This is a genomic window from Nocardia cyriacigeorgica NBRC 100375 (assembly GCF_000308555.1).
Lineage (GTDB): Bacteria > Actinomycetota > Actinomycetes > Mycobacteriales > Mycobacteriaceae > Nocardia > Nocardia cyriacigeorgica.
Window position 1 is genome coordinate 1 of the sequence record NZ_BAFY01000311.1, and the last position, 7,616, is coordinate 7,616.

Annotated in this window: 1 protein-coding gene; it reads right to left on the reverse strand. The window is 71.5% G+C overall.

Going from position 1 to position 7,616, the window contains the following annotated elements:
- On the reverse strand, positions 1-7,616 hold a 7,616-nt coding region (locus tag RJ05_RS32025), incomplete at both ends, for a type I polyketide synthase (RefSeq protein WP_217999021.1).

Below are 7,616 nucleotides of genomic sequence, written 5' to 3' on the forward strand. Positions count from 1 at the left end.
CTCAGGCCGTCGATGGCCAGCTGGAGGCAGGCATCCAGCAGCGCCGGGTGCACGCCGTAGGCAGCCGACGATCCGCGCACCGATTCCTCGAGCGACACCTCGGCGAACACCTGCGTGCCGGTGGTCCAGCGCGCGGTCACGCCCTGGAAGGCCGGGCCGTAGTCGAATCCGCGCTCGGCCAGGCGGTCGTAGAAGGAGTCGTCCGCAACCGGCGCTGCCGAGGGCGGCCAGCTCGGTGCGGTCCAGCCGGTGGCATGGCCGGCGGCGTCGGCCAGTGCGCCGTTGACGTGCTGCACCCACGGCCGCTCGTCTGCCTGGTCGGTGTTGCTCGCGGTGCGCGAGTACACCGCGAATTCCCGGCGCCCAGCGTCATCGGGTGCGCCGATGTTCAGCTGGAGTTCGACCTCGGCGCCGTCGCCGATGGTCAACGGCGCCTTCAGCACGAGTTCCTCGATCGATGCGAGATTCAGATGCGCACCGGCCGCGAGCACCGATTCGACGAATGCGGTCGCGGGAAGGACGACTGTGCCGAATACCGCGTGGTCGGTGATCCACGGAAGAGTCCGGGCCGAAATCCGGCCACTGAACAGCCATTCGTCACGGCCGGCCAACGGCGTCGCGTCGGTCAGTAGCGGATGCCCGAACGAGCCACTCGCGGAGGACGCGATCGGATGCACCCAGTACCGCTGGTGCTGGAATGCGTAGGTGGGCAAGGATACCCGTCCCTCGACCGGACGGGAGGACAGCCGCGACAGGTCCACAGTCAGCCCGCTGAGATATGCAGAAGCGAGTGCTGTCACGACCTGAGTGTTCTCCCCGACAGCGCGTCGGGACGTGGCGATGACGACCGAGCGCGCGGCGGCATCGGCCCGCTCGGCCAGGCATTCGCGGACCATGGCGGTGAGCGCGGCATCCGGGCCCACCTCGACGAACCGTCGGACACCGGATTCGATCAGTGTGTTCACCCCTGGCGCGAACCGGACGCACCCGCGCAGGTGGCGCACCCAGTATTCGGGATCGCAGATCTGCTCACCGGCTTGCTCACCGGTCACATTCGACACGATGGGGATCTGTGGGGACCGGTAGGTCAGACCTGCTGCCACCGCGCGGAATTCCGCCAGGATCGGTTCCATCAGCAGTGAGTGCGAGGCGTGCGAGATGCGCAGCAGCGTGTTCTTGTGCCCCTGGTCGGTCAGCTGCCGGCGGAGTTCGGCAACGGCTTCGGCCTGACCGGAGAAGACCACCGATTCCGGCCCGTTCACCGCGCCGAGCGATACCCGGTCCTGGTAGTCGGACAGCAGACGCCGCGCCTCGGTTTCCGAAACGGCGGCCGCGAGCATGGCGCCCCCGCCTGGCACCGCGCCCATCAGCCTGCCGCGGGCGGCCACCAGCGCGCACGCATCGGCGAGCGACCAGACTCCCGCGACGTACGCCGAGGTCAGCTCGCCCAGGGAATGGCCGGCGACGAAATCGGTCGTGAGGCCGAAGGATTCGAGCAGGCGGAACATCGCGATCTCGAACGCGAAGAGTGCGGGTTGCATCCAGGCCATCTGATCCAGCAGGCCATCGGGATCGGTGAACATCACCTCCCGCAGCGATCCGCCGAGAAGACCGTCGAATTCGGCGCACACCTCGTCCAGGGCCGCCGCGAAGACGGGGAAACTCCGATGCAGCTCGGCCCCCATGCCGACGCGCTGGGCACCGCCGCCGGTGAACAGCACCGCCGTGCGTCCCGGCACCGGGCCGCCGTCGACCACGCCCGGTGCGGTCAGGCCCGACGCCGATGCCGCTAGACCACTCAACAGTTCCTCGCGATCGGTGCCGATCACGGCCGCGCGCCGGTCCAGCAGGGCGCGCGAATCCAGCAGCGATCGGGCCACCGACCACGTGTCCGCGTCGGGGTGCTCGGTCAACCAGCCACGCAACCGGTCCGCTTGCGCACGCAGCGCCACCTCGGTCCGTGCGGAGATCACCAGCGGTATCGCGGGAGCATCGCTGCCGGTTTCCGCCGCCGGTCCGGTGACCTTCGGCGTGGGGGCCTCTTCGATGATCACGTGCGCGTTGGTCCCGCTGATGCCGAACGACGAGACCCCCGCCCGGCGCACCCGGTCCCCCGCGGGCCACGGTTCGTGCTCGGACACCACCCGCACCGACCCCGCCGACCAATCCACATGCGGCGTCGGCTCGTCCAAGTGCAGGGTTTTCGGCAGTCGCTCATGGCGCAGGGCCTGCACGACCTTGATCACGCCGCCGACGCCGGCCGCGGCCTGGGTGTGGCCGATATTGGATTTGAGCGCGCCCACCCGCAAGGGCCGATCGGCGCGGTCTTGGCCGTAGGCGGCGATCAAGGCCTGTGCCTCGATCGGGTCGCCGAGCGCGGTGCCGGTGCCGTGCGCCTCCACCACGTCCACATCCTGCGGGCGCAGATCGGCGTCGGCCAGCGCGGCCGCGATCACCCGCTCCTGGGAGGGACCGTTGGGGGCGGTGAGCCCATTGCTCGCACCGTCCTGATTGACCGCACTGCCGCGGACGACGGCGAGCACATTGTGGCCGTGGCGAATCGCGTCCGAGAGCCGTTCCACCACCAGCACGGCGGCGCCCTCGGCCCAGGCCACGCCGTCGGCGGCGGCCGAGAACGACTTGCAGCGCCCGTCCGGAGCCAGGCCACGCTGCCGGGAGAATTCCACGAACACCATCGGCGTCGACATCACGGTCGCGCCGCCGACCAGCGCCAGTGAGCTCTCCCCTTGCCGCAGCGCGCGACAGGCCACATGCAACGCGACCAAGGACGATGAGCACGCGGTGTCGACCGTCATGGCGGGTCCTTCCAAACCCAGCGCATACGCGACCCGGCCGGAGATGACGCTGCTCGCCGCGCCGGTCCCGATGTACCCCTCGGCCTCGGGACCGGCGCTGCGGGTGAGGACCTCGTAGTCCTGGTACATGACGCCGGTGTACACACCGGTATCGCTGCCGCGCAGGGAGGTCGGGTCGATACCCGCGTGTTCGAGTGCCTCCCAGGACACTTCGAGCAACAGCCGCTGCTGCGGGTCCATCGCCATGGCTTCACGCGGTCCGATGCCGAAGAACCCGGCGTCGAAATCAGCGGCTCCGGTGAGGAACCCGCCTTCGGCGGCGTAGGAGGTGCCGGGGTGGTCGGGATCGGGGTGGATCAGCCGGTTCAGATCCCAGCCGCGATCGGCGGGGAATCCGCTGATGGCATCGGACCCCGAGGACACCAGATCCCACAGCTCATCGGCGGAGCCGACGCCACCGGGATACCGGCAGGCCATACCGACGATGGCGATGGGCTCCTCCACCCGGTCACGGCCGCGCGGACGGGCCGTGGCCGCGACCGCGCCCTCGAGCCGGGTTCGCAGGTACCCGGCCACGGCGGCCGAGGTCGGGTAGTCGAACACGAGCGTCGACGGCAGCCGCAGTCCGGTGGCCTTGTTCAGCCGGTTGCGGAACTCCACCGCGCCGAGCGAGTCGAAACCCATGTCGGAGAAGGGTTTACCGGGGTCGATGGCGTCGGCGGAGGCGAAGCCGAGCACCTCGGCGATCTGTTCCCGCACGAAGGACGAGACCACCGCGTCCCGCTCGGCCGCCTCGACCGCGGCCAACCGGCGCGCGAGATCGACGCCACCGTGACCGGCACGGCGCGGTGCGGTGACCAGGGTCCGCAGGACCTCGGGAAGCAGGCCGGCCCGGGCCTGTACCGCCAGTGCCGTGGTGTCGAGATCGACGGCGGCGAGGAAGGCCGAGCCGGCGCCGACCACGGCGTCCAGCAGCGACAACCCGAACTCCGGCGACAGGCTCCGCAATCCCATGCGCGACAGCCTCGCCACGGCGGCGGCGCCCAGCTGCGCCGTCATGCCACCGTCGGGGCTCCAGGGTCCCCAGGCCACCGCGATCGCGGGCAGGCCGTCGGTGTTCCGCTGCCGGGCCAGCGCGTCGAGCACGGTGTTCGCGGCGGCGTAATTGCCCTGGCCGGCCGAGCCGAGCACAGCCGCGACGGAGGAGAACAGCACGAAGGCCGACAGCGGCGCCTCGCGGGTGAGTTCGTGTAGATGCAGCGCGGCGTCGACTTTGGGCGCGAGCACTCGGTCGATCTGCTCGTCGGTGAGCTGGTCGAGGGTGGCATCGTCCAGTACGCCCGCCGCGTGGACGACCGCACTGAGCGCGGGTCCGTCGGCGATCTCGTCGAGCAGGGCGCGCAGGGCGGCGCGGTCGCTCACATCGCAGGCCAGCACCTTGGGCCGGGCGCCGAGTTCCGACAGCCGCGCGGTCAGTTCGGCGACGCCGTCGGCGGCGGGACCCCGCCGCGAGACCAGTACCAGATCGCGCACCTGGTGCTCGGCGGCCAGATGCACGGCCACCATCGCGCCGAGACCGCTGGTGCCGCCGGTGATCAGGACGGTCCCGGAGCCGAAGTCCGGGCCGGCGGTCGGGCTGGTTTCGGCGCGTACCAGCCGCGCGGTGAGCAATCTGTCCTCGCGCACCGCGAGTTGCCCGTCGCCGGCGGCGAGCGCGGCGGTGACCAGCGCGGGCGTCACCGCGGTGTCGGCGTCGATGTCCAGCAGCACGATTCGGCCGGGATGCTCGGATTGGGCGCTGCGCAGCAGGCCGCGGATCGCGGCCGCGGTGAGGTCGGGGCTCTCCCCCGGCAGACCCGCGCCGTTACGGGTGACGACGACCAGCCGATCCCGCGCGTCCGCCGCGCCCAACCAGGAGCGCAGTGTCGTCACCGCGGTGCGCACACCTCGGCGGATCTCCTCCGGGGACGCGACGCCATCCGGGCCGACGGCCTGCGTGTCGGCGAACCACACAGTCACTGTGGCCTCGTCGGTCGTGGCGTCAGCCGAAACAGCGCCCGCCGATGCCGGTGTCGCCGGGCTCGCGGATGCGGGGACAGTGAGATCCGAGAGCATATCGAATCCGGTCAGCGGCCCCGCGCCGATCGCTACCAGCCGCGACGCTGAAGCCGTTGCGGTGGAATCGGTTTCGGTCTCTACCCACCGCAGGTCGTAGAGCCCGCGACGCACCGCGGACGACGCGGTGTCGAAGTCCCGGCGATCCATCGGGCGCGCGCGCACGGCGGCGACCGTCGCCACCAGCGCTCCCGCCTCGTCCCGCAGCTCGAGCCGCACGCCGTCGGCACCGAGGTCGGCGATCCGCACCCGTACCGCCGACGCGCCCGGACGGAGCAGCCGGACCCCGGTGAACGAGAACGGCAGCGGCACGGCTCCCGGCGCGAGATCGGCGCCGAGTTCCTCGACCGCGGCATGCAGCGCGGCGTCCAGCAGTGCCGGGTGGATGCCGAAACGCGCGGTGTCGGTGCCCGCCTCGGCGGGTAGACGTACCTCGGCGACGACCTCGTCACCGAGACGCCGCAGACCGCGCACCCCACGGAAGGCCGGGCCGTAGGCGAGGCCGCGGGCGGCGAGGTCGTCGTAGAGTGCCGCGGCGGCGAGGTCGTCGTCGGGCAGCTCCACGTCCATGCCGCTCAGATCATCCTCGCCGGTGGGCGCGGCCGCGAGCACACCACGGGCGTGGGTGGTCCCGCTCTCGCCTGGCTCGCCGGCGAGCCGGGAGCCGATGACGAAACGCCGGTGCCCCTCCTCATCGGGAGCTTCGACGCTGATCTGGATATCGATCTCGGCCCCGTCCTCGACCCGCAGCGGCGCCTCGAGCACCAGCTCGTCGACGAGTTCCGCCCCCAGCCGCGATCCGGCGGCCAACGCCAGCTCCACGAAGGCGGTTCCGGGCAGCAGCACCGCGCCGAAGACGGTGTGATCGGCGATCCAGGTCTGCGTCGACGTCGACAGACGTCCGGTGAACAGCCACTCGCCGGTGCCCGCCATGGCGACCGCCGCGGCGAGCATCGGGTGGTCGATCGCCATCAGACCGGCCCGGGTCAGATCGCCGAGGCCGTCGGTGGGCGCCAGCCAGTACCGCTGCCGGTCGAAGGCATAGGTGGGCAACGGAACCCGGCGCACCTCGCGTCCGGCGTACATCGGCAGCCAATCCACCTCGAGGCCCGCCCGATCGGCCGTGGCCAGGAACGCGGTGAACTGCACGGTCTCGTCGGTGTCGCGGCGCGCGGCCGCCGCGACGACCGCTGCGGACTCCACGGCCGGGTCCTCGGCCAAGGTCTGGCGAGTCATCGCGGCGAGAACGGCATCGGGTCCGACTTCCAGGAAACGGCGGACCCCGGTCGCGGCCGCCGCCTGCACCCCGGGCGCGAACCGGACCGCGGCACGCACCTGATTCACCCAATACGCCGGATCGGTGAGTTCGGTGCCTGCGACCGCCCCGGTCACGTTCGACACGATCGGGATCGCCGGCTCCCGGTAGTCCAGTCCCGCGGCGACGGCGCGGAACTCGTCCAGCATCGGTTCCATGCGCGCGGAGTGGAACGCATGGCTCACCCGCAGCCGGTTCGTCTTTCGGCCGCGTTCACCGAACCGCTGTTCGATCTCGTCCACCGCGTCCGCGTCGCCGGAGAGCACCACGGCGGCCGGACCATTCACCGCCGCGAGCGAGAGCCTGCCCTGGTAGTCGGCGAGGAGTTCACTCGCCTCGGTCTCGCCGGCCGCCACCGCCAGCATCGCACCGCCGGACGGCAGCGCCCCCATCAGGCGTCCACGCGCGGCGACCAGCGCGCAGGCCTCCGGTAGCGACCAGATCCCGGCCACATACGCCGCGACGAGTTCGCCCACCGAATGACCGAGCAGCACATCCGCGCGCACCCCGAACGATTCGACGAGCCGGTACATCGCCACCTCGAAGGCGAACAAGGCCGGCTGGGTGAACTCGGTGCGGGCCAGGAGCGCACCGTCACCGTCGGCGAACATCACCTCACGCAGCGATCGCCCGAGCAGCGGGTCGAACTCGGCGCACACCTCGTCCAGCGCGGACGCGAAGACCGGGAACGCCGCGTACAACGCGCGGCCCATCCCCGGACGCTGCGCGCCCTGCCCGGTGAACAGCAGCGCGGTGCGGCCCGGTACCGGGCCGCCCCTGACCACCTCGGCGCCGGGCACGGTCTCGTCGGCGGCCAGCGCGGCCAGGCCGGCGAGCAGCTGTTCCCGGTCGCGAGCGACGACCGCGCCGCGCCGCTCCAGGCGGGCGCGGGAGGTCACCAGCGAGTAGGCGATGTCGCGGGGATCCGTGGCCGGATCGGCCATCATCGCCCGGCGCAGTCGTTCGGCTTGTCCGGCGAGCGCCGCGTCCGAATGCGCCGAAATCACCAGGGCTACGGCTTCGGAGGTGACCGGATGTTCTGTTATTGCCGTGGGTTCCGTCTCGGGCTCCGGGGTGTCCCGGTCGTCCGCGGTCGCATCGTCCACGGCCGTCGGTGCTTCCTCGACGATGACGTGCGCGTTGGTGCCGCTGGCGCCGAACGAGGACACCCCGGCGCGCCGCACCCGTTCGCCGGCCGGCCAGGCCACGCTCTCGCGCAGCAGTTCGACCGTGCCGGCCGACCAATCCACGTGGGGCGTAGGCGCATCCACGTGCAGCGTCTTCGGCAGCACGCCGTGGCGCATGGCCTGCACCATCTTGATCACGCCGCCGACACCGGCGGCGGCCGAGGTGTGTCCGATATTCGATTT